Source organism: Paenibacillus sp. 11B, assembly GCF_030487755.1.
Lineage (GTDB): Bacteria > Bacillota > Bacilli > Paenibacillales > Paenibacillaceae > Paenibacillus > Paenibacillus vandeheii.
Genome location: NZ_JAUKNS010000004.1, coordinates 568,204 through 594,563 on the forward strand (window position 1 = coordinate 568,204; position 26,360 = coordinate 594,563).

Below are 26,360 nucleotides of genomic sequence, written 5' to 3' on the forward strand. Positions count from 1 at the left end.
AGAGGAGAAGAAACCACCGTATGAAAGGGATTATCAATTTTTCACTGAACAACAAGTTTGCGATCTGGATTCTGACCATCATCGTTTCCTTCGCCGGTTTGTACAGCGGACTGACGATGAAACAGGAGACCATTCCAAACATCAATGTGCCATTCCTGAATGTTACGGCCATTGACCCAGGGGCTGCTCCGGAAGGTATTGTGGAGGATGTCACCAAGCCATTGGAACAGACCTTAAGAAATGTTGAGGGAATTAAGACACTCACCTCCACCTCCATGGAGAATGCCTCTTCCATTACTCTCGAATTTGATTATGGTACCGATCTGAACAACGCTACAGCAGCGGTACGCGAAGCACTGAATGAGGTGCAGCTGCCTGACGGCGTACAGAAACCAACCATCTCCAAATTCAGTATCAACTCCTTCCCGGTTGTCTCGCTCAGCTTGTCCGACAAGGACGGCGGCGATCTGGAACAACTGACTCGACTGGTTGAAACGGATATCCAGCCTGCACTCGAAGATATTGACGGTGTAGCTCAAGTCCAAGTATCCGGTCAGTATGTCAAGGAAGTTCAACTGAAGTTTGACCAGAAAAAAATGAATGAACTAGGCTTGACTGAAGACACAGTCAACGGCATCGTTCAAGGTTCTTCTGTCCGTGTACCACTGGGACTGTTCGAACTGGATAAAGCACAGAAAGCTGTTGTTGTTGACGGCAATATCATCGATCTGGATGATCTGAAAAATCTCGCCATTCCGGTTGTACCAAGCGGTGCGGGAGCAGGCAGTGGTTCGGCCACAGCACCACAAGGCGCCAACGCACAAGCTGGCGGAGCAGCTCAAGGTTCTGCACAAGGTGCTGATCAGGTTGCTGGACAAACCGCTGGCGGAAATGCCAGTGTCGGCAGCACTTCAGGTGCCGCTAACGCACCTGGAATTCCAACGGTTAAATTAAGCGAGATCGCCAAAATTGAAGTCATTGGTCAGGCGGAATCCATTTCCCGGACAGACGGTAAGGAATCCATCGGGATCTCCATCGTGAAGTCCAATGATGCCAACACGGTTGATGTCGTCAAGGCAGTTAAAGACAAAGCGGAAGAGTTGCAGACGCAGTTCAAAAACGCCGAGTTGACTGTTTTGCTCGACCAAGGTAAACCGATCCAGGACTCCGTAAACACGATGTTGTTCAAAGCGATGTTTGGTGCTTTGTTCGCCATTTTGATCATTCTGTTGTTCCTGCGTGATATTCGCTCCACCATTATTTCTATTATATCCATCCCGCTCTCCTTGCTCATTGCATTGACAGCACTGAATATGATGGACATTACACTGAACATGATGACACTGGGTGCCATGACGGTTGCGATTGGACGGGTTGTCGATGACTCCATTGTCGTTATCGAGAATATCTATCGCAGACTGACACTCCAGGGAGAAAAACTCAAAGGCCGTGATTTGATCCGGGAAGCCACTCGGGAAATGTTCATTCCGATCCTTTCTTCCACGATCGTAACCATCGCGGTATTCCTGCCGCTCGCACTGGTGAGTGGTATGGTCGGTGAGCTGTTCATGCCATTTGCCCTGACCATGGTCTTTGCCTTGCTGGCGTCCCTGATTGTGGCTGTTACGATTGTACCTATGCTGGCACATACGTTGTTCCGCAAAGGTCTGAAGAACAAAAAGAATCATGATGAAAAACCAGGCAAGATGGCGGAAGGTTACAAACGCCTTCTGAACTGGACATTGTCACACAAACTCATTACGGTCGGCGTCGCTGTATTGCTGCTGGTCGGCAGTTTGTTTCTGTACCCGTTCATCGGTGCAAGTTTCCTGCCGGAACAACAGGATAAATATGTGACCATTACGTACAGCCCGGAAACTGGAGCTTTGCGTGAAGACGTTGAGAAAGAAGCGCTTGTAGCTGAGAAGTGGTTGCTGACACAGCCGGGTCTGGAGAAAATGCAATATTCTATCGGCGGAAGTAATCCACTGAGCAGCATGGGTGGCGGAAGCTCCAACTCTGCCCTGTTCTATATTGAATACAACGAAGATACGAAAGATTTCACTCAAGTGAAAGAACAGCTTGTGGAAGGTCTGAAGAAGGAAGTTACTGTAGGAACCTGGAGTGAGCTTGACATGTCCGGGGGTCTGGGAGGCAGCAGCTTAAGCCTTTCTATCTATGGTGACAATGTAGATCAGATCAAACCTGTCTCGGATGAAATCCTGAAACTGGTTGAAGCAGATACCGAATCCTTTGAAAAAGCGGACACCACACTCTCCGATACCTACGGGCAGTACACGCTCGTCGCGGATCAGGAGAAACTGAGCTCGCTGGGTCTGACTGCAGGCCAACTGGCCATGGCGCTTAGCCCTGCGCGGGAACGTCCAGTACTCACGGAAGTGGATATCGACAACAAAACGTATAAAGTCTATGTAGAGACAGACAAAAAATCTTTCAACAGCATTGCTGATATTGAAAATGAAAAAGTGACTTCGCCGCTCGGCATCGAAGTACCTATCAAAGATGTCGCGAAAGTGGAAGAAGGCACCTCGCCGAACTCCATCATGCGTATTGACGGTAAAGTCGTCGTTCAAGTGTCAGCCAACATTTTGGCATCCGATGTGCAAAAAGCTTCATCCAACTTGCAGGCGAACATCGATAAGCTCGATCTGCCTGATGGTGTTGAAGTGAAATTTGGCGGTACAACTGAACAAATCAATGACACGTTTACCCAACTTGGACTTGCGATGGTAGCTGCCATTGCGATTGTATACTTTGTGCTCGTTGTTACATTCGGCGGCGGACTGGCGCCATTCGCCATCCTGTTCTCTCTGCCGTTTACCATCATTGGTATTATGGTCGGCCTGTTCGTGGCTGGCGGTACGCTTGATGTATCTGCCATGATGGGTGGACTGATGCTTATCGGGATCGTGGTCACCAATGCCATCGTTCTGATCGACCGTGTTATTCACAAGGAAAAAGAGGGTATGCCTACCCGTGAAGCCTTGCTGGAAGCCGGTGCAACACGTCTGCGTCCAATTCTGATGACAGCACTGGCTACCATTGGTGCCTTGCTGCCACTGGTAACAGGACTCGAAGAAAGCGCAGGGATCATCTCGAAAGGTCTCGGCATTACCGTAATCGGCGGTCTGATCAGCTCCACGCTGCTGACGCTGGTTATCGTGCCAATCGTGTATGAGTTCCTGATGAAGTTCAAAAAGAAAAGAATCGAAGATTAACGACACCTTCTGTTGATCGAATTAGATCACCATTCCGAATTAAGATGAGCTTCTAACTTAGAACACCCCTTAGTCCATATTAGAATGATTTGTACATTCTGATATCCGGCTAAGGGGTGTTTTACATTTACCTTGGTAACACATGAACATAGAAAAACCCTCTCCAAACAAAGACGCATAATCATTTGCATTTATTGGATAAATATTCGGAAAATATGACATATACCCTCGTATTCTTGTTGATTTTCTTGTATAAACATTGATAACAGCATTTTGTATCATTCCATTCAACAGTTTCGCAAAGGAATTTTAAAATCAGAAAGCGGGGTGGTCCGTATGTTTGATTGGTTGGGATGGAGAAAAGGGTGGCCGCTGTGGCGGTCGTATCGATTGAATGCAGCTATTCAGCAGGATGTGGAGGAAATCTTTGAAGGGATCGCGGAGACAAGGCGGCAGCTTTTGATGGATTGGGCTGAGGAGCAATGGAATCATCTGGACCGATTGCTTCAGCAAGTACAGTCCGTTCAGCCGCAAGGGATGCTGCAAGGAACGGAAGATGTAAAGGCATTGGACGTATGGTTCGCTGCAAGTTATACCCGCGCTCTTGATAGTACTGAGCTTTTTATGCTGAACGAGCAAAACCAGGTTGTATTTTCTACATATAAGAAACATATTGGAAAAGTCTACGAAGATGGGGCTTTGATGGGTCCCGGGCTGCGTTATACCCAAGCAAATGGCAGCGGTCAGAAGTGTCTGTATGGCCCCTATTCTGATCCACTCACACTAGAAATCGGACCCCGTTCTTCCACTTTTCACGATGATGTAACCTTGATGTTTATCGTACCAATCATGGAAAATGGCCGCTGCATCGGCACCCTGTGCAATCGTGTGCCAAATGATGTATTGGGCGATCTGATCCAGCGAGAATCAGGCCACATCTACCCCGATTCCGGGGACAATTATCTCTTCATGGCCGAATCGAGATTGCGCCCCGAACTACAGCCCGGAACAGCCTTGTCCCGCAGCCGTTTCGAGGATCATACGTTCACCCATGGGGAGAATCTGAAAGACGGTGTAACCACCGAATGGGGCGTTGTATCCGTTAATGAGCATACCGAATTGGAACTGATGTTTACTGATCCTTCCACCAACGATCTGCACCCCGGTGTAGCAAATACCATTCGCAATGGCTCCAATCTGTTTGTAGCTTACCCGGGCTATTCGGATTATCGTCATATCTCGGTTATTGGCAAAGGCATCACGTTCCAGCTTCCCCACTGTCCGGATCTGTGGGGCATGATGTGTGAAGGCGATCTGGAGGAAGTGTATCGGATACGCAGCATGGGGTGGCGTCAATTCAAACAGCACAGCCTGTACATCCTGTTGTCAGGCATTGCGGGAGCGGCACTTGTATATGCGCTGACTGGAAGCGCATGGAGCGCAGCAGCCATCGCTGCCTTCAATGTCATTTATGGATTCCTGACTGCAAACCAACTGCAACGAAAACAAGTTCGACGTGTTCATGAGGATTTGCGCCGCATTAGCCGATTTATTCGAATCAACGCCGAAGGCAAGGGGGATTTGACCCAGCGTCTGGATACATCCGCTTTTGCCCAGGATGAATCAGGTGAACTGGCAAAATGGATCAACAACATGATCGACTCTCTTGAAGGAATCATGCTCAAGGTACAGCTTGCCACCGTGGATGTGATGAACAACCAGCACCAAATGCGGGCATCAACGGAGACTACACAAGGGACGACCGAACGTGTAAATCTCAAACTTGGCTCCATGATTCAAGGGATACGCAAACAGCTTGAGGATCTGGATCAGGCCAAAGTAGCTGCCGACGAAATGCGCCTCACCCTGCAGCAGCTTGAAGTGTCTGCCACAGAGCAAATCGATGTTGCTCGCCAGGAAGTGGAACGCATCGGTGATAAAATGACCCAGATCTCGGGAGCCGTATCCGACACCAATCATACGATTCTGTCCTTTATGGCGACCATGCAGGACATCTACCGCGCACTTGCTGTCATTGATGAAATTTCGGCACAGACGAACCTGCTCGCACTGAATGCTTCCATTGAAGCAGCCCATGTCGGCGAACATGGACTTGGATTCGCCGTGGTTGCCGGTGAAATTCGCAAGCTGGCCGAACTATCCCGTTCCTCCACTGAAGATATTCATAAGATTCTGGATAATATCTCTGTAGCGGCAGGCGCAGCTTCGCAATCCATCAAGGAAGGCGATCAGGTGCTCGCTGAAGGCACCACGCTCGTTCAGGCTGCTTCCCAGTTACTCCAAAGTGCTACAGCTGAAGAACCTCAACGAACACAGGTTGTGGATCAGGTTGTGGTGTTGATGGAGAACATCGCCGCCATTAGCCACCAAAACCGTTCCACATCTTCCGAGGTAGAAACCGAGATGATTGAACTAATTAACGACATGCTGCACGTTCAGCATTCATCGCACAATGTAGAAGCTATCACGGTCTTTTTGCAACAACTTGTCGGACAATTCCAGCTGACTCATCCCGATAAAAACGCGATTACCTGACGTCATCATTGACGCGGATTGGAGAAATAGCTAAAATTTGATGCAACTGTTCGTTTAGACCTTGTCGGTTCATTTTATATAGAAGCTTTCCAATCTGAATCAATGAAAGGGTGGTCTGCATGGAAATGCTCCAGGATTCTTTTGGCAGAATACATGACTACATCCGTATTTCGGTTACGGACCGCTGTAATTTGCGTTGTGTGTACTGTATGCCCGAGGAAGGCATGGAATTTGCCCCGCATGACCAAATTATGAGCTATGAGGAAATTGCCCAGGTGCTCAAAGTGTTGGCTCCTATGGGAATGCGCAAAGTCCGCCTGACCGGAGGCGAGCCGCTGGTACGGAAAGATTTGCATAGACTCGTAAATATGATCTCGGCCATTGACGGGATTGAAGATATTGCTTTGACGACCAATGCATTGTTGCTGGACAAACAGGCGCGAGCTCTGAAAGACGCCGGACTGAACCGGATTAACATCAGTCTGGATTCCCTGCAGGCGAGCCGTTTCTCCATGATTACTCGCGGCGGGGATGTAAACAAGGTACTGAAAGGCATAGAAGCTGCCACGGCCGTTGGACTTGCTCCGATCAAGCTGAATGTCGTCTTAATGAAAGGCATCAATGATGATGAGATTAAGGATTTCATTGCCATGACCATAGATCAGCCACTGCATGTGCGCTTCATTGAATACATGCCGATTGGGCAGGCTTCCGATTCATGGCGCAAATCGTACTTGCCGCTGGAGGCTGTTACGGATGTATGTGCAGAAGCGGGTTGGACGGTGGAAAGTACAGCGGGGCCGGCAGGGAATGGTCCATCTCGGAATATGAAAATTGCCGGTTCACAAGGTACATTCGGATTGATTCATCCGGTGAGTGACCACTTCTGTGACAACTGCAACCGTCTCCGCCTTACAGCAGACGGGCATATCAAAGCTTGTTTGTACTGGTCGGATGAATACAATATTCGCCGCTTCGTGGATGATCCCGATGCCATGGCAGCACTCTTTCTCAAGGCTCTTGGCACTAAACCGAAGAACCATGAAATGGCGCTGGCATTGGAGCAAAAAATGCAAAGTCATACGCCGACGGTACGACGCATGTCCCAAATCGGTGGATAAACAAGCATTTTACTTCTAGATACATGCATATTGATACTAATCTGCATGTATCTGAACAATCCAATATCCATAAACAACATGACCTGCTTTACGTAACTTTTGTGTGGATCATCGTTATATCCCAAGCTGCTGAAGGACCCAAGGCCCTCAGTAGCTTTTTTTGTCACTTCATCATTCCATGGCCTAATAAGATTCATTGATTTTCCTGATTTCATGATTAAAATAAAATTAATCTCTCCATGCCCTCGCCGGGCCTTCAGGAATGCTGTAATTGTGACGATGTATATACCATACATCAAGATTATACGTACCCATAAATAGGAGTTGATTCGATTGAATATTGTTGAAGCACTTGTGGCAGCAAGCCCGTATTTTAAAATCATGCTTAAGGAAAATGATTTGATGATTGCTGTTACCGATATGGAGCAGTTCCGGTATTACGTACGAAGCGAAGATCTCGATCTGGGCATTCAGGCCGGAGATCCCATCTCGCTGGACGATCCTACTCTGCGCCGGGCACTTATAGATGGTGAGACTTCAGCCAATCGTATCGATGCCAAGTTTTATGGTACTCCTATCAACTCGGCAGCCACCCCGCTTCGCGATGAAGCAGGCCATATCGTCGGTGCCCTCGCAATTGGATTTTCACTCAAAAACGAGGAACAACTGGAGCATCTCACAGAACTGATCGGCGGCATCAGTGGCAGATTGACGGAAATGGTACAGACCGTAGCTGCCCAATCCCAGCAGCTGACCGCATCATCTTCGCAAATTTTGGACAACACACGGATGGCTGTGCAAAACTCCAGTGAAGTCACCAAGGTCGCTTCCTTCATTCGTGAAATTTCGGAGCAGACGAACCTGCTGGGCCTGAATGCTGCCATTGAGGCGGCACGAGCAGGAGAAGCAGGAGCCGGATTTGGCGTCGTTGCTACCGAGGTACGCAAATTATCGACCGGTACCAAAGAAGCCACAGTGAACATCGAACGTTCCTTGAAGGAAGTACAGCATTCCATTCGTCAGATGGAACAGGAGATTACATCCATCGCCCAATCCAGCAACCAGCAAGCCGAGCTCGTCACCGAGTTCAGCGAGGTGATTGATCAGCTGAACAATGCATCCAGGGATCTCAAAGCATTCATTGAATCCATGCTGTTAAAGGCGGAATAATATAGAAGACTTATTTGGCGCATAACGCAAGCATATAAAGAATCCCCCCGCACGTTTAACATGAGGGGATTCTTTTCTATTTTCAAAATCAATACCTTCCCATAACATTCCACTCCATTACGAGAAGGCCAGCTTCCACAGCATCATGCCCGCCATTCCGACCATGACTACAGCGGACAACCGATTGAAGAAAACACTGACCTGCCCCGTATGATCTGTTCTCCCAATAAGTCTGCCTGCACCTGCAAGCCCCAGAAACCAAATCCATGATACCGCTGCCGCCGTTATGGCAAAATAAATGCGTGCCTGTCCATCATACTGAAGTGAACTGGTGCCGATCACGGCCACCGTGTCCAGCAAGGCATGCGGATTAAGCAAGGAAACGGAAGCAGCAAAGGCAATCTGCCTTCCCGCAGACAGCACTGCTGCTGAACCATTCGCAGGCCCGGATGACCTCCAAATGCTCCATGCCATATAGAGCAAAAATAGACTCCCTCCTGCATACAATACAGTCGCCAGCAGCGGCCATTGCAGCAAGATGAGCGACACCCCTCCGACCGCTGCACCAATCAACAACGTATCACTGATTCCTGCGGTTAATATCGCTGGCAGCGCCCGCGTATAACTTCGCTGACTCATACCCTGATTAAAAATAAATACATTTTGTACACCGAGTGGCAAGATCAGGCCAAAAGCCAGCACCACCGCGTGAATAATTACACCCATCGTTCATCCCCCTCATATTTGTCTCCATATTAAATGGGATAACGCCAGACGTAACCAACCACTTGGATGGCATTGAACCCAACCAAATGATATAGTGTTCGAAATAAGAGAAAACGTAAATCCCATCACTCATTCTATAAAGGAGGCGAACCTGCCCATGAATCGTTCCGATTCTCGACAGGGGGGTAACTGGAAGCCGGACCCCTCCCATTCCTTACCTCTGTACCGACAGATTGAATTCTATATCAGCGAGAAAATCACGGCCGGGGAATGGACAGCAGGCTACCGACTTCCTTCACAACGGACATTGGCTCAATCCATGGGTGTGAACCGCAGCACGCTGGTCACTGCTTTGGAAAATCTGGCCGCCGCAGGCATGATTGAAGGTAGGCATGGCGGCGGAACATATGTCTGTGGCTCTGGCTGGCATGTGCTTGCTCACGGAGCCCTGCCCAACTGGGAGGAAGCCATCGAAGAGGGCTGGTATTACCCCAATCTGCCCGAGGTACAGCAGATTAACCGGGCTGAGTTCCAGCCAGGCATTATCAGGCTTGGAACAGGTGAGCTTGCCCCTGAGCTGATGCCCCAGCAGGCTTTTAACGACATCCTCCATGCTCTATCCCGTCGTTCTCGTACATTAAACTACCTCGAACCTCAGGGTAGTCTGGAGCTCCGACAGGCTTTGTCCGTTTACTTACAAGCAAGTGGCATACAAGCCTCCCCTGACTCCATTTTGATCGTATCCGGCTCTCTCCAGGCGCTGCACCTTATTTCAGTTGGACTCCTGCCCCGCGGATCGGCAATCCTGCTGGAGAAGCCATCTTATCTGTACTCCATTCATGCCTTTCAATCCGCCGGGTTGAAAATGAGCGGCATTCCGATGGATGCCGCGGGATTGCACATTCCACGTCTGGAAGATGCCGTCCAGAATGCAACCAACAGAGACCGCATCTCGCTGCTATATACGATTCCGAGCTTCCACAATCCTACCGGCTCTGTCATGAGTGACAGCCGCCGGGAAGAGCTGCTCGCCACAGCGCGGAACACCGGCATCTCCATATTGGAGGATGCCGCCTACAGCGACCTGTGGCTGGACGAGCCCCCGCCGCCATCGCTGAAGGCGCGCGACAAGGAAGGACGGGTGCTTCATATGGGCACCCTGTCCAAAGCGGTGAGCCCCGGTCTGCGCCTCGGCTGGCTGGTTGGCCCAGAGCCGGTCATCCGTCGCCTCGCAGACATCAAGATGCAGACGGATTATGGCACCAGCTCCCTCGCTCAAGAGGCTGCTGCGCTCTGGTTTGCCGATGGATACCATGCGCAGCATATGGATCGTCTACGACCAGAACTTCGTAGACGCAGAGAGTTCATGCTTGATCTTCTGCAATGCGATTTCAGTGAACTTGCTGAGTGGAGCATACCCGCCGGGGGCTTTTATATCTGGCTCCGATTTACGGTTGACCCACTCTCCATTCGCGAACTGTTCCATGCCTGTCTGGACAATCATGTGCTGATTCATCCGGGTTATCTCTATGACCGCCTGGATGCTGACCATATTCGTCTGTCCTACGCCTATGCTTCACCGGATGAGATGGAGCGAGGTCTCTACTTGCTGGCACAGGCAGTCAAGAAGCTAATGGCATGATGAAATGAATGCAATGAAAAAACCGCCTTGACCGGAAGGAATGAATCCCTCTGATCAAGGCGGTTTGTTTGAGTTTTAGTATAAATGAGACTGATACATTCAGATCGCAGGTTTTCTTATCCTTTTACCGCACCCTCTGCAATACCCTCCATGATGAACTTTTGGAAGAACGCATAGATGAGAACCACCGGGATCGCGGTAAGTACCAGGGAAGACAGAATCAGCGGCCATTCCTTGTTGTATTCGCCAAACAGCATGTTGGTGGACAGAATCAGCGTATAACGATTCACATCCGTCAGCATGAGCAGTGGCAGCAGGAAGTCATTCCAGATCCACAGGAAGTCCAAGATGGCGATGGTGACTGTAATTGGCAGCAACAGTGGGAAGATAATCTGGAAGAACGTCTGGAACTCATTACATCCATCCATCTGTGCCGACTCTTCCAATTCACGCGGGATGGACTTAACAAACCCGTGATACAGGAAGATCGCCATGTTCACACCAAGTCCGATATAGATCAGGGCCAGGCCGTATGTGCTTCCTTGAACGTGAAGTCCTTTGGCAACCCGTGTCAGCGGAATCATGATCGAGTGAAAAGGTACGAGCATGGATGCCACGAACAGGAAGAAAATCAGGTTGCTCAATCTGCCCGAGGTACGCGACAGCTTGTATCCGGCCAATGAAGCACAGAATACGATACCGCCGATGCCCAGGAAGGATACGATTGCCGAATTCAAGGAGCTGCCCAGCAGGTTGATTTTGTTAAACGCATCCGAATAGTTTTCCCAGTGAAATGTCGTAGGGAGCGCAATAAAGGACTGAAACATTTCGCCTTGTGTTTTGAATGAGTTCACAATCGCCATGTAGATTGGCAGCATAGCGACGAGGGAGCCCAGCACCAGCAGCAGTCGAATCAGATAGCTGTTAATTCGTTGCATCCTCATGCTTCCACCTCTTTCTTCTTCATCACCGTAATCTGAATGAGCGTGAAGATGAGCACGATGACGAATAACACAACCGACTTGGCACTGGCATATCCGTATCTAAAATTGTTGGAGAATGCCTCTTCATAGATATTCATCGTAATGACCTGAGTGGCTCTGCCCGGACCGCCACCTGTCAGACCGTAGACGACTTCAAATACTTTGAAGGCTCCGTTCAGTGTCAGGAAGAAACAGATCGTCACGGCATGCGTAATCATCGGCAATACGACATTACGTAGTACCTGGAACGCGTTGGCTCCATCGATAACTGCCGCTTCCTTCAGACTTTTCGGTACACCCTGGAGTGCTGCCAGATAGATGATCATCATATACCCCACACCATTCCAGAGCGATACGATCAGGATGGAGTAGAATGAAAATTTAGGATCACCCAGCCACTGCTGATCCAGAAAGGACACGGCCAGCTTCTCGGCCAGCTGCGGCAGCACCTGGGAGAAGATGAATGTCCACATAAAAGCGCTGATGATCGTACTGATCATATTCGGCATGAAAAACAGGGTCCGGAATAACCCCTTGCTGCGCGTCCGTGTCTCAATGAACACGGCGAGCAGCAAGGCAATCCCGTTTTGCAAAATCAGCATAAACACCACATATTTCAGCGTGAACCACAGGGAATTGAGAAAGTCGGGATCTTCCTTGAACAGTTCCACGAAGTTCCCCAGACCGATAAAGCTGTAATCCCGGTTTAGACCATTCCAGTCCGTCAAGCTGTAGAACAAACCGCTAAATGTGGGATACAGCAGGAAAATGGCATAGATGACAAAGGCAGGCGCAGTGAACACGAGCAGTGACAGATACTTCTTGAACACATTCGTAGCCATTGGTTCTCCCCCTTTTCACTCTAAGCAGACTCGTGTAAACGGGGGAACGATGACCGTTCTGCCCAGCCGTTTCATCTGCTTACTTGTTGACTTTGTTGTAGGATTTCCACGCCTTGTCTAGCGCATCAATCACCTGCTGCTGATCCAGTTGTCCGGAGTAGTAACCTTGCAGTGCTTTGCCTGATTCATCCTTAACCGCTTGAGGAATGGATGGATCCTGATACGCTTTGCCTTCGTTAACATATTTCAGGGCATCGTCTACCCATGGGAAGCTTTTGAAGTCATGAATTTTGGCAACCGGATTGAATTTCAGTGCTTCATAGAATGCACTTGAATCCTTGTCATCGAGAACATAGTTTACGAAGTCGAGTGCCACTTCCTTGTTTTTGCTGGAGGAAGATACGGCCAGTGACGTCGATGTGCTCAGATTGATTTTGGTATCATCCGGATTGTCATTGATCGGCAGTGGAGCTACGCCGAAGTTGATGTCCGGGTTGGACTTCAGGATGGTCTCTGCGAACCAAGGTCCCTGAATCCACATTGCTGCTTTGCCTGTTGCAAAGGCTGCCGAACCATCATCGCCGCCCACTTCAAGCGCTTTCTCTGTTCCATTGGCATTGACGAGATCGAAGATGTCGAACAATGCTTTCATATCCGAGAAGGAACCTTGATCCTGATTCATCTTATCCAAGAAGTCCTTGTGTTCTGACTGAGTCAGTGCACCTACGGTAAGTGGCAGGAAGAGTTGTGGAATCCAGGCTTCTTTGTACGACAGTTCAAACGGTGTGATGTTGACTGCTTTCAGCTTCTCCACGACCGCTTTCATTTCCGTCAAAGTTGTAGGTACCTCTATCCCCTGCTCTTTGAAAATGTCCTTATTGTACAGGTATCCCCAAGATAGCGTTTCCAAAGGAACAGCCACGACTTTACCCGAAGCATCCGTTACGGAAGGTTTAACAGAATCAAGTAATTTATCGACAAAAGGCTGACCCGAAAGGTCTTCCAGATAACCCGCTTTGCTAAACGGTGGAATCTCATTCACCGCATGAAGGGCGAACACGTCCGGTGCATCATTGGAGGCCAGTCGTGTTTTCAGAATCTGCGGCGCATTATCTGCTGGCGGCATCTCCAGCTGCACGTTGACTTCAATATTTTTTTCGGCTTTCTCCTTGGCTTTGAACTGTTCTATATATTTATCGTAATGTTCTTTCAGCCGCGGCTGTGCAATGAATACTTTGAGGGATACCGTACTGCCTGATGCAGCTCCCTCCGTCGAACCATCCGTACCCGCATTGGAGCCGCAGCCTGCGAGCAGAACACTCACAAGTACCGCACTTGCTACGCTTTTCCATACTTTCATCTCTTATGACCTCCCGGTGTAACTGGTTTGTCTTTCATAGGATCATTATATATCACGAAATGAAAGCGCTTCATTGGACAAAATTAGACTCGTTTATTGGATTATTTTAAACCTTAATCCAGTAATCAACTCTCTGGGAATGAATTATTCGGGGCTGTTACCTGACATACGAGGCTGTCCCTTCCGCATCTCGCCAGGGGAAACGCCGAAGTGTTTCTTGAATACCCGGTAAAAGTACGATACATCCTCATAACCAGTCATCTCGGCAATATGTTTGAATGGAATCTGATCATCCAGCACCCATTCCTTCGCTCTTGCCATGCGTAACTGTACGATATAATCGGTCACATTCACGCCGTATTCTTTTTTGAACACCTTGCTGAGATATTCTTTGCTGACAAAAAAGATCTGAGCCAGCTGCTCCAGCGTAATCATCTCCATGCAGTGCTGCTCAATATATTGCTTCACCTCATCCAGGTTGAGCTTGTTCTTGAATTTGCGCTGCGCAATCAGCTGCTCCAACGAAGTATAGTAAGGCGCGGATACCCACTCCACAGCTGATCCGATGGACGCCAGAGCAGCCGGTGGCGGGAGCACAGCCGCTACAGGTTGCTCGCATAAACCATTGGAAACACACAGCTCACCCAGCAGCGTCTGCAATTCATATGCGATCCGCCCAAGCTGTTGAGGCCTTTGAATGCCACTGGTATCGAGCCGTTGCTCCAGCTGTTGGAACAGCTCCCGTAATCCCTGAACGTTCAAGTCGTTAAAACGCAGGCGTGCCTGATGCTGGAACAGCGAGAATTCCCCGGAAAAAGCCGAAGGATACGGTTCCCAGGATTCCGGTCCGGATTCGGTCTTTTCCAATTCTCGTTTACATTTAGCCAGAACGTTATTCAATTCATCGGGATTCACCGGCTTGAGCAGATAATCAGCGGCACGGTGATGAATCGCATGTTTCGCATAATTGAAATCATCATATCCACTGACCACAATCACTTTGATATGCGGATATTGTGCGCTCAGCGTCTGGAGCAGCTCCACACCGTCTCTACCCGGCATACGCATATCTGTAATAATAATATGGGGTTGGTACTGCTCTACTAGCTGTATCGCCTCTCCGCCATCCTCAGCTTCACCTGCAACCACCATGCCCAGCTCATCCCACGTGCCCAAATTGCGTAAAATATCTCTGTTCCATGGCTCGTCGTCCACTAAAACCACTCGATAATAATCCTTGTTCACGAGATCTCGCCTCCTGTATGGCAAGGAATTCGAACAGTGACACTGGTTCCCTGTCCTTCCCCACTCTCCATGTTCATGCCGTATTCAGGCCCAAAGTGCATCACGATGCGTGATGCGGCATTGACCAGTCCAATGCTTGTCCCCGAGCTCCATACTCTGTCCCCTTGCTGGGACAGCTTGGACAATCTGGATTGCATCTCGGCCAACCTCTCTTGATCCATACCCAACCCATTATCGGAAATGCGGATGGTTACTTCATAATCCCGTCGAACAACTTTAATGTTCAATTTCCACTCTCCCTGCTTTCTCTCCAGACCATGGACAAATGCATTCTCCACAATCGGCTGCAGGGACAACTTGGGAATGTAGCAGTCACCCAGCCCGCCTTCAATCTCCAGTTTATATTCAAGCCTGCTGGCAAAACGCTGCTTCTGGATGAGCATATAATGTTCCAGTTGATCCAATTCGGACTGCAATGGCACGAGACCATCCGGCGCTCTGACAATATAACGGAACATCTCACTTAATGCACGAATCACTTTGTAGCTATCTGCCGGCTTCTGTGAGTACACCATACCTCCGATCATCTGCAATGTGTTTTGCAGAAAATGCGGGTGAATCTGGGACTGAAGCGCTTTGAGCTCAGCAGTCTGTTTCTCCAGATTCATCAGATAGTTGTCCCGGATATGTTCCCGGATGCGACTTGCCATACCATGCAGATTTTTCTCCAGCAGGCCAATCTCATCCACCCGACCACTGCGCACCACTTCCTTGTCCTTGATCAGTTGGATGCCCTTCATGGAATTCGCCAGAGTAACAATCGGTTTGGATGTTCGCCATGCCACGAATGCTGCCAACAACACCGAAACTACGGTAGCCAACCCGCCCACAACAAGACCATACTTCATCGTTTCCAATGCACTCTCATTGATGACATGGGAAGGAACAATTTTGATCAGCCGCATTCCTGACGGGTCAATGGCATGATAAAATACATATTCCTTGGCTGTTCGAATGAAACCGGAACTATCCTTCGTAGCTGCGAGTCTTTCCAGCGCTTCTGCTGAAGGCTGTATCTCTTTGTTGGGCTGATAGACCGGACTTCCCGTACTATCCGCGATGTACACCGAATAATCTCCCCGGCTGTCCAGCAATTCCAGCGTCTGATTGAATTCGGCCCATTTGACTTCCAGACTGATTGCACCGATCTGCGCCTGATCCTCGAAACGGTTCATGCTGCGGGTCATATGAAACTTCTCCGCATCATTCGGATCATTAATAATCGTAAAGTCCTTATGCTGCTCAAAAAGCTCATGATATGCCGAAGGAATGTCCGGGACTGATCTGATTCGGCTCTCCATTGAATTGAAGGTGAACAGCGTATCCAGTTCCTTCAGGTATAATTCCACACCAAATACATAGTTGCCAGCCGAATAATAGACACTGTTCAGCATGTTGAACACCGCCTTCTGTTCATCGAATCGGCTGGCAGCCGGAGCATCCTGATTCAATGCCAAGTATTGATGCAGCTCATCACTGATCTGAATGGAATAGATGAGATTGTTCATCCGCGCGAATTGTTCACCCAAATAGATGGAGGCCCAATTCATATTCGCACGGTTGGTTTCCATAATCTCTTCTTCCATGGAAGAGCGGGTATTCTCGGCCGCTACAACCGTCATAGCGATGACGGGCAAAATGGCCAGAAACGTCATGGTGAGGATTAATTTGTTGCGAATGCTGCGTTTGAACGGATCAATAAGCTTCCGATATAATTCGGTAAACACGAGGCATCCACTCCTGAGCTATGAGCTAAAATAAGATAAACGCCCCAGCGTGAAGCCGAGGGCGCTTTGGTCTTGGTATTCTTTTTATAATCATTGAAAACAGACTTGTCAATTCATTTATGATTTCCCATTATTGCTCAATAATGCAGAATCCCCACGGTTCCAGTTCAATGTTGTGCCCTCCGGACACCGCTGTTCCTGCCAGAAGTTCCGTTCCGTCTCCGTAGGCATTCACGAACGAAGTCGCCTGATCGGAGTAGTTAAAGAAATACCGAATCGTATTGCCTTGCTCATTCACTCCGCTCTTCACGATGATTGGAAAAGCCAATTCCTGATCAGTTCCCCATAGTCCGGCTTCCTTCATAACACGCTCCAGCACTTTGCGGATCACCGCGGAGCTGGTATAACATCCAACGTACGTTGCTTTGCCCTTGCCATAGGCATTCTGGGTAATTGCCGCATATTCACCCCAGTGTGGATGATCGTACCAGGCCAGTACTTCAGCGGTTGTTGGTGTAATGAGCTCCATCCAGGTGTGAATCTGATTCTGTTCCTCTCCAACCTCGAACGGATCATCTCGCAGCGACACATTTTTCGGCTCAACGAACAGGTTGTAACGGATGCCACAAGCCTCACTGATCAGTCCAGGCTGGCGGGTAGAGCGAACCTTAATGTGTTCATTGGCGAACCCGCTCTTAAAGGAGTAAACGACATGCCCACCATCCAGTACAAATTGGTTCAGCCTCTCAAGCAAGGCATCGGAAGCTGCGTACAAAGCAGGCACAACAATCACATCATAGCCTTCATAACTCTCAACAGACGGATCAATCAGATCACAGCCTATGTTCATTTTGTATAATTCGTCATACATCCAGCGGATAACGTCGTTGTATTTTTTGTCACTGGTAAAATTAAACCCGAACCACTTGATCGCCGTCAATGCCTCATTGCTGAACAGCACCGCTACTCGATTTGTTTTCTTCAAATTCACCAGCTGCGGGCTGAGTCTGGCAAAATCCCGGCCGATCGTCTTGGCCTCGTTGTATACCGGATTCGGTTCGAAATCGTGGCTCAGCAATCCTTTCCAATACGTCTCAAACGAATTATGCAAGGAATGCCAGTGCCAATAAGCGACCATGTTGGCTCCGGAGGCCAGGTGGCTAAACGCCTGAAGGCGAAGCTGTCCCGGATAAGGAACCCAGTGCCAGAATGCCTGCGCTTCCGTCTCCAGTACGAGATAGTTCGATTGTTTGGTGGAGCGCGCGACGTCACCGCCGAATGAAATCTCAATGCCGGTCAGCTCATCCTGCGACGGATGATAGATGTCCACACTGGTGATGTCAAAAGGCTTGGATGCGGCAAAATGGTCCACATCCCCTTGAATGCCGTACGAATATCCACGCCAGTCGAAGTCAAAGTTCTGGGTGACAAACTGTCCTTCCTGTTTATACTCATTTACAATCCCGACCTGCCACGCTAGAAAGTTGGTTACCAGCTGGCGCTGGAATTTGGCAAATTCAGCTCCGAGACTGCCATTGATCGTACCGACAACTGAAGGGAAGTCCTCCCAGCTATTGATGCGGTTACTCCAATAATCCAGGCCAAATTCCTTGTTCAGATCATCCAGTGAGCTGAACTTGTTACGCATATATTTGACGAATTGCAATTGTACATTATCCCCAGCGGTGTTGTAATGCTTCGTTTCGTTATCCGTCTGATAGCCAATCACGGCAGGGTGTTTGCTGACACGGGATATCAGCTTGCGAATGATACGTTCTGCATAGAACAGGTATGTCGGATGTGTAATGTCCATAATTTGCCGCGCACCATATTTTCCGGGTCCCTGCACGGTCGTTGCCAGAACCTCCGGGTGCTCCTTGACCATCCACGTCGGAACAGCATACGTAGGCGTGCCCACAATGACCTGAATGCCCGCTGCGTGCATGGCATCCAGTACACGACCTACGGAGGAGAAGTCGAAGACACCACTCTGTGGTTCATGCGTACTCCAGGTGGATTCCGCAATCCGTACCACATTAATGCCCGCATCCTTCATCATCTGAATATCCTTGTCCAATCGCTCGTAAGGCATATATTCATCATAATAGGCTACCCCGTATAATAACTTGTCCATATTAAAATCCCCTTTTCATCTGGAAGTATGGAGCTCTTGGCATTTATACAAAATGAAATAATTCAATTGATAAATGATAACGTTTACATTAATATCTATTGAAGTACATTAGATGCTTAGCCATCAGTTCAAACGCTCACCCGTCCTACGATTTCCATCGTTGGCGTTAATCTGATTATAATAAAGTATACTATGGGTGCCGATTGTACAAAGCGAGTAGTTTTTACCCTTTTCCGAGGTGAATCTCATGGATATCCGATCACAGCTTCGAGAAATGCCACATCATACAATGGCTCACTGGCTGCCTATTATCGACTGTAACATTAAATTCTATGGAGCGCACAGCCAACAAGTTCCATACGGTTGGGCGATGCCGGAGGAGTCCCATCCGGGCTTTGAAATGATGCTGATTATAAAGGGTACTCAGGAGAGCGTGATTCACGGGTATACCTATACGGTTGAGGAAGGTTCCATTCTGCTCATTCCACCCGGATTCAAGCATACAAACCAATGTGTATCACCGGAGGGCATGACGTATTTCAGCGCTCATTTTAATGTGGATGATCCTGTATTTACCCTGAAACTGATGTCCCATCACAGCCGAATCTATGAGGCAGGCACTACAGATAACATGCAAATGCGTCCCGTCCTGGAGAACTGGATGAACATGATCAGAACATCGGAGGCATACACTTCCACAGACAAATTTATAATGCAGGCACGCATGTTTGAACTATTTGCCCTGCTGTCCCAGGCTGCGGATCGTGAACCGTTGTCCAACCGATCTGAAGCTTCGCCTAATGCTCCAGCTCCAGCAGCGATGCATTATGCAGGGGCCATCGCAGAAGCCATCAAACAAGCATTCCATACGCAGCTGCGCATCAAGGAGGGCAATGTATCCACCGTCAAAGTGGAGCAAATCATATCCTCGTTTGGCATCAGTCCAGGATATGGGCTGCAGATCTTCCGCAAGGTGTACGGACAATCTCCACGGGCGTATCTGTCCAGCATAAAGCTGCAGGAAGCCAAAGTATTAATTGAACAGCCCAAGCTCTCTTTGAGTGAAATTGCATGGAAGCTGGGCTATACCCATCTGTCACACTTCAGTCGGCAATTCAAACGATGGACTGGCCAGAGCCCACTTCAGTATCGCAACGGGGTTCAGGATATATCTAACGAATCGGGCCCAGTGCACCAGAGTTCGCGGACCACTTTGGAATGAGGTAGGTATAAGTGATTGGCTAGATGTTAAATGTGATGATGAATGACTCATGGTTAGGGCGTCCTATCGATTACGAATAAACTCATAGTCTTCCGGGGTATTCATATTGCTCAGCTGAATTGCCACATCATGGACGCCAGCGCTTTCCAGCTCGTCCACGTCGACATATCGGCAGCCCATCTCTTCAAGCCACTCAGTTACTCTTAGTCTGTCCCCTGTTAAGCGCTGTTCAAGTTCGGGGAGAACACGTTTATGGTAAGCACCCGCAAGCGGATGAACCCGCCCTGCCAATCGCGGAACGATCGCATGATGCTCTTGAGCAGACTCAGTGAGCCTCTTCATGCCTTTGAAAAAGGATAGCTCTAACAGCGGCATATCACAGGCACAAACGAGGTTCCAGTCCGTCTCTGAGGCTTCCAGCGCGGCATGCAGTCCTGCGAGCGGCCCTTTCCCCGGGTAATCATCCTGAACGCAGTCGTAGGGCAATGCGTTGTACGCTGTCGTGTTGTTTCCTGCGGAAACGATTATACGATTCACAGCCGGTGTCATCGCTTGGATAACCTGTTCCAGCACGCTGGAACCATTCCATTCCAATAATGCTTTATTGGAACCCATACGGCGGGATAAGCCGCCTGCCAAAATAATACCTGTCCATTCTATTGTGCTCACAGCCATCCTCCTCGTTCTATAAACGTATTCTATACATTGAATACCCTTTCAACAAATGATACATTGAAGAATATGATCCTGAAAGGAATGGCTCTATTGGACAGATCTGCACCCGGAAGAGGCAACCCCTCTTTGGTTTCGCTGAAACTATATAACTTTTTCATTTATGGAGCCATTTCAATCTTCGCCGGTTTTCTTCAGTTGTATTTGCAGGAAATCGGTATGACCAAATTGGAGATTGGCAGTCTGATGGCGATTGGTCCGTTTGTATCCTTGTTCGCTAATCCGTTCTGGGGCTTCTGGAGCGATAAATCACGCAATATTCGTATTATATTGATGATGATGATGGGCGGCACCTTTGTGCTTGCTCAGACCGTATTCTATGCGCCTACGTATGCCTGGATCTATACAGCCATGATCTTTTTTTATTTTTTTCAAAGTCCTTTGTTTGCTCAAACCAACAGCCTGATTCTCGGTTATATTGATGGAACTACTCAGAAATTTGGTACGTTCCGGCTTTGGGGATCGCTGGGCTGGGCTCTGACCGCTGCAGCTGCCGGACCGCTCATTGACCGCCTGGGTGCAGGCAGTGTATCGATTGTCTTTGCCTTCATGATCGTCATTGCCTTTATCTTTGCCTTGCTCCTACCCAGACAGCCGATCGCTTCAGATACCCCTGTAGTGAGCTTTCGACGTTTCGGCAGAGTCATGTTTAATCCGTACTTTATGATCTTTATCGGGCTTGGTGTGCTGGTATCCGTACCCAACGCCATGAACAGTACATTCATGTCATTGTACATCGTTGAGATGGGTGGCGATAAACAGATGGTTGGCTGGGCCATCTTCTCATCATCCATACTTGAAGTCGGTGTGTTCCTGCTCCTGGACCGTTTTCTCAAGCGTAAAATGAGCATGCTTCTCGCATCGCTGATATGGATCAGTCTGCTGTTCGCCATCCGCTGGCAGCTCATGGCTCTGGCAAACAATCCTTTGGAGATTGTATTCATCCAGCTCATGCATTCCATTACATTCGGCGGATATTTCTATGTCGGGACCCAGCTGACGATGCTGTTCATTCCAAGGCCGTACCGCTCGTCTGGTCAGGCCGTGTATACGATGGCCTGGGGCGGCATATCCGGTGTCATTGCCGGCCTGTTCGGCGGTTGGCTGTTCCAGAGCTTCGGTGCTGAAGTGATGTATAAGATCGGAGTATTCTTCTCCCTGATTGGTGCTGTTGGGTTTGGGATCATGTGGTTCTCGAACCGCCGCAATGGTTATCAGCCAACGGTGCTGACGGAAATGGGTGAGAGGTAATCTTTTGTTGGCAAAGGTTGAACCTTGCAAGATTTACACTGGAGCACTACGAGGACAGAACAACCTTCCGATCGCTGTTATCTCCGAATTTTTTTGATTCCCTTCTATAAGGGTAAAATTCGGAGATAAAGGCGAACGCTCCGCTTCTCCAGCTTTATTCTGTCCTCTCCGTTATGGTGTAAATAAAAAGTTCAAACAATCAAACAAAAGATTAACAATAGTAGTAATAAAGAAAAAGGCGTCTCCAGGCTTATTGCCCTGGAGACGCCTTTTGCGTTTATAGATTTAAGTTTGGGTTTATACACCTAACCTGTAGCATTGACCTTAAATCTTATACTCTACCTTTGTATTCTATCGCTATGCTTTATCTTATGCTTTTGGCAGTTGGAACGAGCTCTTCAGGGATACGACCCGGTTAAATACGGGACGGCCTGGCTCGGAATGTTTTGGATCCACGCTGAAGTAACCATGACGGAAGAACTGGAATTTATCCTGTGCTTTCGCCTCCTTCATCTCTTGCTCCACAAACCCTTGAACTACTTCAAGAGAGTTTGGATTCAATTGATCCAGGAACGTTTTCTCCGGTTGTTCTTCCAAAACTTCATTATCAGCCCCTGCTATTTCCACTTCCACTTCTGCTTCCGGTGCTTCTGCCAAGATTAACGGCTCATACAGACGGAACTCCGCAGGTACCGCTTGGGTCGCTTCTACCCAGTGGATCGTTCCTTTGACTTTACGGCCTGTGAAGCCACTGCCGCTCTTCGTCTCCACATCGTAAGTACAATGGATTTCGATCACATTGCCTTCCGCATCCTTGATCACATCGTTACATTTGATGAAGTACGCATGCTTCAGACGAACCTCGTTGCCCGGGAACAAACGGAAATATTTGTTCGGTGGATTTTCCATGAAATCATCTCGCTCAATGTAAATCTCGCGCGAGAATGGAATCTGACGATTACCCATCTCCGGATTCTCCACATTGTTCTCTGCTTCGAGCCATTCTACTTGCCCTTCAGGGTAATTCGTAATGACCACTTTGAGCGGATGCAGGACAGCCATCGTACGCGGAGCTTTCAGTTTCAGATCTTCACGGACAAAGTGCTCCAGCGTTTGCAGATCGATGACGCCATAGTTTTTGGAAATTCCCGTTTCGTATACGAAATCACGAATGGCTTCCGGTGTATATCCCCGGCGGCGCAGACCCGAAATCGTTGGCATGCGCGGATCATCCCATCCATCCACATGGCCTTCGTCCACAAGCAGTTTCAGCTTCCGTTTGCTTGTCACCATTTGCGACAGGTTCAGGCGGCCAAACTCATATTGATGCGGTTGATTCTCCATCTCACATTCGGCAATAACCCAATCATAGAATGGACGTTGGTCCTCAAACTCCAGGGAACAGAGGGAATGCGTTACCCCTTCAATGGCGTCCTCGAGCGGATGTGCGAATGCATACATCGGATAGATGCACCATTTGTCCCCTGTATTGTGATGATGTGCATGCGAAATTCGGTAAATGACCGGATCACGCAGGTTGATGTTCGGTGAAGCCATATCAATCTTGGCACGCAGCACTTTCTCACCGTTCTGGAACTCGCCTGCACGCATGCGGGTGAACAGGTCCAGATTCTCTTCTACCGTGCGGTCACGGTATGGGCTATTTTTGCCCGGCTCGGTTAGCGTTCCACGCATGGCACGGATTTCGTCGGCGCTTTGATCGTCGATGTAGGCTTTGCCTTTTTGAATCAGCAAGACCGCGCGGTTGTACATTTCATCAAAATAATCGGAAGCAAACCGTTTCTCGCTCCACTCGTAGCCGAGCCATTTTACGTCTTCCTGAATGGATTGTACGTATTCCACATCTTCCTTGACCGGATTCGTGTCATCGAAGCGCAGATTCGTCTTGCCGCCAAATTCGCCACCCAGTGCAAAGTTAATCCAGATCGCTTTGGCATGGCCGATATGCAGATAACCGTTCGGTTCCGGAGGAAAACGGGTAATGACTTCCTGGACTTTCCCTGACCGGAGATCTTCGGTAATAATATTTTTGATAAAGTTAGGTGGGGTTGTACGATTGTCCACAGGTATCAAACCTTTCATGAATTGATTGGAACTTTCAGCATTTACAATGCGTTTCATCTAAATATACCTTTAACGAGGGACGAGTTCAATAAATAACGGCACCAAAGTCATGACAGGCTGACACAAGATAGGCCCAAAACCATTTTGACGGGTTCGCGCGAATCATGTAGCATGATAGAAAAACAGAATTTAAGGGAGGGTTTCCCATTGAACGCGCTAAAACTGACCAAAGAACAACAGGATGAAGCCATACGTACCATCCAGTCGTATTTCGAAGAGGAACGCGGCGAAGAACTGGGCGATCTGGCAGCTTGGGGTGTGCTGGATCTTTTCATGACCCAGTTGGCTCCCTTCATATATAATCAGGCACTGGGTGACGCCCGTACTACGGTGAACCAACGCATGGCCTCGATGGAAGAAGACCTGTTTTCACTAGAGCGCAAGCTACCGAAGACTTCCCGATAAACCATTATTTCAAAGAAAGAAGGTTGCACTCATGTTTACCTATTCATTGGATGAATATACCGAACTCCGCCCACTTGCGATGGAGCACACCAAACCGTTGTTCGAACTCACAGACCGCTCGCGGGATCAGCTGAGACATTGGTTACCGTGGGTGGACCACGTTACCGAGATTGAGCATACTTCGAATTTTATCAGCAATGCATTGAAACAGGGAGCTGACAACGGTGGTTTCACCGCAGGTGTCTGGCTGAAGGGCGACCTTGCAGGCATCATCGGTTTCCATGAAATTAATTGGACCAACCGTTCGGTAAGCATCGGATACTGGCTTGGCAAAGGCTTTGAAGGTCAAGGCTTGATGACCAGCGCATGCCGCGTTCTGGTGGATTACGCTCTGGTCACTCTGGATCTGAACCGTGTCGAGATTCGCTCTGCTACCAACAACAAGCGAAGCCGGGCCATCCCTGAACGACTTGGATTTGTCCTTGAAGGCGTTATACGTCAGGCCGAGAAGCTGCCTAAGGGCTATGTTAACCATGCAGTGTATGGCATGCTGCAGCATGAATGGGAACTTTTGCGCTAAATAGACTTACATAATCTAATACATCATTCGGAGAACATTAATATGCCTCTTGCCTGTGAGATTTTCAAACATGGGTGAGGGGCATTTCTGGTTAGAGGACCAATTTTTAACGCGAATTAAGGTTACGTTCAGCCTCTCTTCATGGTTATTGCCTAAGATAACGTTGTGGATTCACTCCACATCAACCTATTGAAGAAAGAAGGATGATCACGCATGAAGAGAACGAAAACATCAAGAACAGTGATGGTAACCAGCACGATGGCTTTGACAATAGCACTGGGCGGAGGGTTGTTTGCACATTCAGTGGCTAATGCAGATCCGGTGGCAAGTGCTTCCGGTCAAACGAAGACCGACAGTGCCTCCACATCGAATTCACATACATTTAAATCGGCAGATGGGAAGAGAGCTCATGGACAAGGATTTGGCCGCTATTCGGACGAAATGGCCTCCGTCCTTGGAATGACAGCCGACGAGCTAAAAGAAGCCCGTAAAGCAGGCAGCACCATTGCCGAGGTTGCAGCATCCAAAAATGTGGACGTACAGACCGTCATTGATACACTTGTTGCCGCACAAAAAACGGAACTGCAACAGCGTCTCACCGACGGAAAACTTACGCAAACCCAGCTCGATGAGCGTTTGGCTACGCTCACTCAGCGCGTAACGGACCTTGTTAATGGCAATTTGTCGGAAGTTGGTGCAGGCGGACGCGGCGGTTTCGGCGGACCGGGAGCAGAACGTTATACCGAAGAGCTGGCCTCTGTCCTTGGGATTACAACGGACGAGCTGAAGGAAGCTCGCGAAGCGGGCAGCACCATTGCCGAGATTGCAGCTGCCAAAAATGTGGACGTGCAGACCGTTATCGATAAACTTGTTGCAGCACAGAAAGCCAATCTGCAACAAAAGCTGACCGATGGAAAACTTACACAAGCTCAGTACGATGAACGCGCTGCCGACATCACTCAACGGGTTACCGACCTTATCAACGGCAAACTGTCCGAAGACCGGGAAGGTCATGGTCATGGGGCAAAACGTGACGGAGAATCCAAAACAACGATTGCTCCCGATTCCGGTAAAGCCGATACATCAGCCAGTAGCAGCAGCAAAGACCCGGCTTAACCATTCGGTCCGGACCTGATAAGTTAGGTATGCACAACCCCTCTGTGCACCTGGTTTAATGTGGTCGACGTGGTGAGGGAAGCCGTTCCCACACACAATGCTTA

Annotated in this window: 19 protein-coding genes; 10 read left to right on the plus strand and 9 right to left on the minus strand. The window is 48.8% G+C overall.

The window, feature by feature from the left end; all coding sequences use genetic code 11:
- Positions 1 to 20: 20 nt before the first annotated feature.
- The 4 genes from Q0V21_RS19630 (at position 21) to Q0V21_RS19645 (ending at position 8,086) form a co-directional block, all read left to right on the plus strand.
- Positions 21 to 3,239 (plus strand): efflux RND transporter permease subunit, encoded by a 3,219-nt coding sequence (locus tag Q0V21_RS19630; protein WP_301880242.1) that lies wholly within the window; start codon positions 21 to 23, stop codon positions 3,237 to 3,239.
- Between the two features lie 336 nt (positions 3,240 to 3,575).
- Complete coding sequence (locus Q0V21_RS19635) at positions 3,576 to 5,795, plus strand: methyl-accepting chemotaxis protein (RefSeq protein ID WP_079350393.1); 2,220 nt, start codon at positions 3,576 to 3,578, stop codon at positions 5,793 to 5,795.
- Between the two features lie 119 nt (positions 5,796 to 5,914).
- Positions 5,915 to 6,916 carry a GTP 3',8-cyclase MoaA gene (gene moaA, locus Q0V21_RS19640; protein ID WP_301880243.1) on the plus strand — a complete coding sequence of 334 codons (1,002 nt, stop codon included), beginning with the start codon at positions 5,915 to 5,917 and terminating at the stop codon, positions 6,914 to 6,916.
- A gap of 333 nt (positions 6,917 to 7,249) precedes the next feature.
- Positions 7,250 to 8,086, plus strand: coding sequence for a methyl-accepting chemotaxis protein (locus Q0V21_RS19645; RefSeq protein WP_301880244.1), 837 nt, complete (start codon positions 7,250 to 7,252; stop codon positions 8,084 to 8,086).
- Positions 8,087 to 8,203: 117 nt separating this feature from the next.
- Here the strand turns inward: Q0V21_RS19645 and Q0V21_RS19650 are convergent, their stop codons facing one another.
- Positions 8,204 to 8,812, minus strand: a complete 609-nt coding sequence (locus Q0V21_RS19650) for a LysE/ArgO family amino acid transporter (protein ID WP_301880245.1) — start codon at positions 8,810 to 8,812, stop codon at positions 8,204 to 8,206.
- Positions 8,813 to 8,969: 157 nt separating this feature from the next.
- On the opposite strand from Q0V21_RS19650, the gene Q0V21_RS19655 reads away from it, so the two are divergent.
- Positions 8,970 to 10,454, plus strand: coding sequence for an aminotransferase-like domain-containing protein (locus Q0V21_RS19655; protein ID WP_301880246.1), 1,485 nt, complete (start codon positions 8,970 to 8,972; stop codon positions 10,452 to 10,454).
- A gap of 116 nt (positions 10,455 to 10,570) precedes the next feature.
- Here Q0V21_RS19655 and Q0V21_RS19660 read toward each other — a convergent pair whose 3' ends face one another.
- From Q0V21_RS19660 to Q0V21_RS19685, 6 genes are all read right to left on the minus strand, one after another.
- Positions 10,571 to 11,398: a carbohydrate ABC transporter permease gene (locus Q0V21_RS19660; protein ID WP_024632759.1), complete on the minus strand. Its 828-nt coding sequence runs from the start codon at positions 11,396 to 11,398 to the stop codon at positions 10,571 to 10,573.
- Positions 11,395 to 12,279, minus strand: a complete 885-nt coding sequence (locus Q0V21_RS19665) for a carbohydrate ABC transporter permease (protein ID WP_301880248.1) — start codon at positions 12,277 to 12,279, stop codon at positions 11,395 to 11,397. Before Q0V21_RS19665 ends, Q0V21_RS19660 begins: the two co-directional genes overlap by 4 nt.
- A 79-nt stretch (positions 12,280 to 12,358) precedes the next feature.
- Positions 12,359 to 13,639 carry an ABC transporter substrate-binding protein gene (locus Q0V21_RS19670; RefSeq protein WP_301880249.1) on the minus strand — a complete coding sequence of 427 codons (1,281 nt, stop codon included), beginning with the start codon at positions 13,637 to 13,639 and terminating at the stop codon, positions 12,359 to 12,361.
- Between the two features lie 144 nt (positions 13,640 to 13,783).
- Positions 13,784 to 14,884, minus strand: coding sequence for a response regulator (locus tag Q0V21_RS19675; RefSeq protein ID WP_079350293.1), 1,101 nt, complete (start codon positions 14,882 to 14,884; stop codon positions 13,784 to 13,786).
- On the minus strand, positions 14,881 to 16,671 hold the full coding sequence (locus Q0V21_RS19680; RefSeq protein WP_301880250.1) for a sensor histidine kinase: 1,791 nt from the start codon (positions 16,669 to 16,671) through the stop codon (positions 14,881 to 14,883). The genes Q0V21_RS19675 and Q0V21_RS19680 overlap by 4 nt, the downstream gene beginning before the upstream one ends.
- Positions 16,672 to 16,801: 130 nt before the next feature.
- Positions 16,802 to 18,805, minus strand: a complete 2,004-nt coding sequence (locus tag Q0V21_RS19685; RefSeq protein ID WP_301880251.1) for a beta-galactosidase — start codon at positions 18,803 to 18,805, stop codon at positions 16,802 to 16,804.
- Positions 18,806 to 19,052: 247 nt separating this feature from the next.
- On the opposite strand from Q0V21_RS19685, the gene Q0V21_RS19690 reads away from it, so the two are divergent.
- Positions 19,053 to 20,027 carry an AraC family transcriptional regulator gene (locus Q0V21_RS19690; protein WP_301880253.1) on the plus strand — a complete coding sequence of 325 codons (975 nt, stop codon included), beginning with the start codon at positions 19,053 to 19,055 and terminating at the stop codon, positions 20,025 to 20,027.
- Between the two features lie 63 nt (positions 20,028 to 20,090).
- On the opposite strand, the gene mobA is transcribed toward Q0V21_RS19690, so the two are convergent.
- Positions 20,091 to 20,696, minus strand: a complete 606-nt coding sequence (gene mobA, locus Q0V21_RS19695) for a molybdenum cofactor guanylyltransferase (RefSeq protein ID WP_301880254.1) — start codon at positions 20,694 to 20,696, stop codon at positions 20,091 to 20,093.
- Between the two features lie 87 nt (positions 20,697 to 20,783).
- Here mobA and Q0V21_RS19700 point away from each other — a divergent pair, with 87 nt between their 5' ends.
- On the plus strand, positions 20,784 to 22,010 hold the full coding sequence (locus tag Q0V21_RS19700) for an MFS transporter (RefSeq protein WP_301880635.1): 1,227 nt from the start codon (positions 20,784 to 20,786) through the stop codon (positions 22,008 to 22,010).
- Positions 22,011 to 22,379: 369 nt separating this feature from the next.
- On the opposite strand, the gene Q0V21_RS19705 is transcribed toward Q0V21_RS19700, so the two are convergent.
- The gene (locus tag Q0V21_RS19705) at positions 22,380 to 24,113 is read right to left on the minus strand and encodes a glutamine--tRNA ligase/YqeY domain fusion protein (RefSeq protein ID WP_143805571.1); all 1,734 of its coding nucleotides are present in this window, start codon (positions 24,111 to 24,113) and stop codon (positions 22,380 to 22,382) included.
- A 189-nt stretch (positions 24,114 to 24,302) separates the two neighbouring features.
- Between Q0V21_RS19705 and Q0V21_RS19710 the strand changes: the two genes are divergently transcribed.
- The 3 genes from Q0V21_RS19710 (at position 24,303) to Q0V21_RS19720 (ending at position 26,256) form a co-directional block, all read left to right on the plus strand.
- The gene (locus Q0V21_RS19710) at positions 24,303 to 24,560 is read left to right on the plus strand and encodes a DUF2164 domain-containing protein (protein WP_143805566.1); all 258 of its coding nucleotides are present in this window, start codon (positions 24,303 to 24,305) and stop codon (positions 24,558 to 24,560) included.
- A gap of 31 nt (positions 24,561 to 24,591) precedes the next feature.
- Entirely contained in the window at positions 24,592 to 25,140 is a 549-nt protein-coding gene (locus tag Q0V21_RS19715; protein ID WP_024632770.1) for a GNAT family N-acetyltransferase, read from the plus strand.
- 213 nt (positions 25,141 to 25,353) lie between these two features.
- On the plus strand, positions 25,354 to 26,256 hold the full coding sequence (locus tag Q0V21_RS19720; protein WP_079350287.1) for a hypothetical protein: 903 nt from the start codon (positions 25,354 to 25,356) through the stop codon (positions 26,254 to 26,256).
- Positions 26,257 to 26,360: the final 104 nt, after the last annotated feature.

Coding starts and splice junctions, on each gene's coding strand:
- Q0V21_RS19650 (WP_301880245.1), bottom strand. CDS start 8,812: ATGGGTGTAATTATTCACGCGGTGGTGCTGGCTTTTGGCCTGATCTTG.
- Q0V21_RS19630 (WP_301880242.1), top strand. CDS start 21: ATGAAAGGGATTATCAATTTTTCACTGAACAACAAGTTTGCGATCTGG.
- Q0V21_RS19655 (WP_301880246.1), top strand. CDS start 8,970: ATGAATCGTTCCGATTCTCGACAGGGGGGTAACTGGAAGCCGGACCCC.
- moaA (WP_301880243.1), top strand. CDS start 5,915: ATGGAAATGCTCCAGGATTCTTTTGGCAGAATACATGACTACATCCGT.
- Q0V21_RS19665 (WP_301880248.1), bottom strand. CDS start 12,279: ATGGCTACGAATGTGTTCAAGAAGTATCTGTCACTGCTCGTGTTCACT.
- Q0V21_RS19690 (WP_301880253.1), top strand. CDS start 19,053: ATGGATATCCGATCACAGCTTCGAGAAATGCCACATCATACAATGGCT.
- Q0V21_RS19715 (WP_024632770.1), top strand. CDS start 24,592: ATGTTTACCTATTCATTGGATGAATATACCGAACTCCGCCCACTTGCG.
- Q0V21_RS19685 (WP_301880251.1), bottom strand. CDS start 18,805: ATGGACAAGTTATTATACGGGGTAGCCTATTATGATGAATATATGCCT.
- Q0V21_RS19720 (WP_079350287.1), top strand. CDS start 25,354: ATGAAGAGAACGAAAACATCAAGAACAGTGATGGTAACCAGCACGATG.
- Q0V21_RS19700 (WP_301880635.1), top strand. CDS start 20,784: ATGGCTCTATTGGACAGATCTGCACCCGGAAGAGGCAACCCCTCTTTG.
- Q0V21_RS19705 (WP_143805571.1), bottom strand. CDS start 24,113: ATGAAAGGTTTGATACCTGTGGACAATCGTACAACCCCACCTAACTTT.
- Q0V21_RS19660 (WP_024632759.1), bottom strand. CDS start 11,398: ATGAGGATGCAACGAATTAACAGCTATCTGATTCGACTGCTGCTGGTG.
- Q0V21_RS19635 (WP_079350393.1), top strand. CDS start 3,576: ATGTTTGATTGGTTGGGATGGAGAAAAGGGTGGCCGCTGTGGCGGTCG.
- Q0V21_RS19670 (WP_301880249.1), bottom strand. CDS start 13,639: ATGAAAGTATGGAAAAGCGTAGCAAGTGCGGTACTTGTGAGTGTTCTG.